Origin of the sequence: Porphyromonas gulae DSM 15663, assembly GCF_000378065.1 — a bacterium.
Lineage (GTDB): Bacteria > Bacteroidota > Bacteroidia > Bacteroidales > Porphyromonadaceae > Porphyromonas > Porphyromonas gulae.
Genome location: NZ_KB899207.1, coordinates 1 through 1,639 on the forward strand (window position 1 = coordinate 1; position 1,639 = coordinate 1,639).

The 1,639-nt window shown below is 44.7% G+C and carries 3 protein-coding genes; 2 read left to right on the forward strand and 1 reads right to left on the reverse strand.

Translation table 11 applies throughout. The annotated features are described in order from the left end of the window. Positions 1–163: 163 nt before the first annotated feature. Together F452_RS0110555 and F452_RS0110560 are read left to right on the forward strand one after the other, a co-directional pair. Positions 164–469: a LysO family transporter gene (locus F452_RS0110555; RefSeq protein WP_018966142.1), complete on the forward strand. Its 306-nt coding sequence runs from the start codon at positions 164–166 to the stop codon at positions 467–469. Continuing rightward, entirely contained in the window at positions 469–1,083 is a 615-nt protein-coding gene (locus F452_RS0110560; protein WP_018966143.1) for a lysine exporter LysO family protein, read from the forward strand. The genes F452_RS0110555 and F452_RS0110560 overlap by 1 nt, the downstream gene beginning before the upstream one ends. A 225-nt stretch (positions 1,084–1,308) precedes the next feature. On the opposite strand, the gene F452_RS13000 is transcribed toward F452_RS0110560, so the two are convergent. Next, positions 1,309–1,467, reverse strand: a complete 159-nt coding sequence (locus F452_RS13000) for a hypothetical protein (RefSeq protein WP_018966144.1) — start codon at positions 1,465–1,467, stop codon at positions 1,309–1,311. Positions 1,468–1,639: the final 172 nt, after the last annotated feature.

Here is a 1,639-nt window from a genome sequence, read left to right on the forward strand (position 1 = left end):
AAGAAGAATACCACCGCGGAGAAACACTGCCTCAATAGGCAAAAATGACTTGAAAGAACATAGTGATATAACCATGGCATTGCGCAATGGACTCTTATTTAGGACAACATTGAGTATATAGATAAAGGAAGGATCGACCCTTTTACCTGACTTTCGGAAGATTATGTTTTCTGTTATAGCTTGTCTTTTTGCCGGCATATTGGTGGGTTATCTCTGCCGACGTCGCAATCTGCGTAGGATAAACCTCTTAATAACGTTCCTTGTCTGGATACTGGTTTTTCTGTTGGGGGTAGAGGTCGGGGGTAATCGGGAAGTAATCTCTGCCTTGCCTCGATTGGGCTTGGATGCCTCGCTGATCGCGATTGCGGGAGTCATGGGAAGTGCCGTATTTGCAAAACTGCTATGGCGATTCCTGAATCGTTCGATTGACTCAGATGCGAAGGCTCATGATCAAGAAAGGAGATTCTGATGAAAGGAAGTCTGGTCATTATACTTTTTCTCCTTGGAGGTGCCCTTTGCGGGTATGTGGAGGTATTTCCTCAGGAAATAGTCGATCAGGGATGGAGTGCTTATGCGCTTGGGGCTTTGATGTTCGGCGTTGGCCTGAGCATCGGCCATAATCCCATTCTGCTCAGAAGTTTCCGGCAGATCAGGCCGATCTTGTTTTTCCTCCCGCTTGCTACTATTATGGGTACGCTCTGCGCTTCTGCCCTTGTCTCATTGCTCTTGCCGCACAGCTCTATGGCGCAGAGCCTGGCCATAGGATCAGGATTTGGCTACTATTCCCTTTCCAGCATCTTTATTACAGAGTATAGAGGTGCAGAGGCCGGCACCATAGCACTTTTGTCCAATATTATAAGAGAGGTTATTGCACTGTTGGTGGCACCCGTTTTGGTGCGCTTTTTCGGGCGCTTGGCCCCCATTGCAGCAGCAGGAGCCACCTCCATGGACACCACGCTGCCTATCATTGTTCGTTGCTCGGGATCCGATTATACCATCGTTTCTATATATCATGGTTTTATTGTGGATTTCAGCGTCCCTTTCCTTGTCTCCTTTTTCTGTTCTTCTCTCTTCTTTTGGTAGAAGAACTCAAGTAAAAAGCCTTGCGCTCAATAGCTGTCGGCACGATCTATGATAGCTGTCTCTGCTCAAAAGCAGTCCTATTGCAGATTGTTTTCTTTAAAAAAATCAATTTCTTATTCCTGGTAAATCCCTGTGAAAAAGGATTTTACCCGTCATCGCCGAATTTGTTGAACTGAAAAGTGGAGTTTTTTCGTCCGAAAAGTTTTGCTGATTCGGAAAAAGGTTTTACTTTTGCACCCACTGTCCGCTGCTTGATCGGCTCCGTGCCGTGATGAGAGGATAGGGGATAAAAAGACAGCGATCATTGACATTGTTCATACGAAGAACAAAAGTGTAGTACAAGAAAAAGAGGCGAGAGAAAAGGCTTCGTTCATTCTTTTGCATCTGCTTTTAATATTTAAAGAGCAGGCTGAAAACGAAGGGGATATGATGAATCTTACTCTCGACTTCTTAAGGAAATCTACTCTGTCAAAGAGAAAGAAAAGACCGAGAGGGAAAAAGAAACCGAGGTGTACTACCTGATAAATCGAATTATCGTCAAGGATAATTTTTTCAG

What these genes read in the sequence shown, in the direction of transcription:
- F452_RS0110555 (WP_018966142.1), top strand. Translation starts at nt 164, where the DNA reads ATGTTTTCTGTTATAGCTTGTCTTTTTGCCGGCATATTGGTGGGTTAT.
- F452_RS0110560 (WP_018966143.1), top strand. Translation starts at nt 469, where the DNA reads ATGAAAGGAAGTCTGGTCATTATACTTTTTCTCCTTGGAGGTGCCCTT.
- F452_RS13000 (WP_018966144.1), bottom strand. Translation starts at nt 1,467, where the DNA reads ATGCAAAAGAATGAACGAAGCCTTTTCTCTCGCCTCTTTTTCTTGTAC.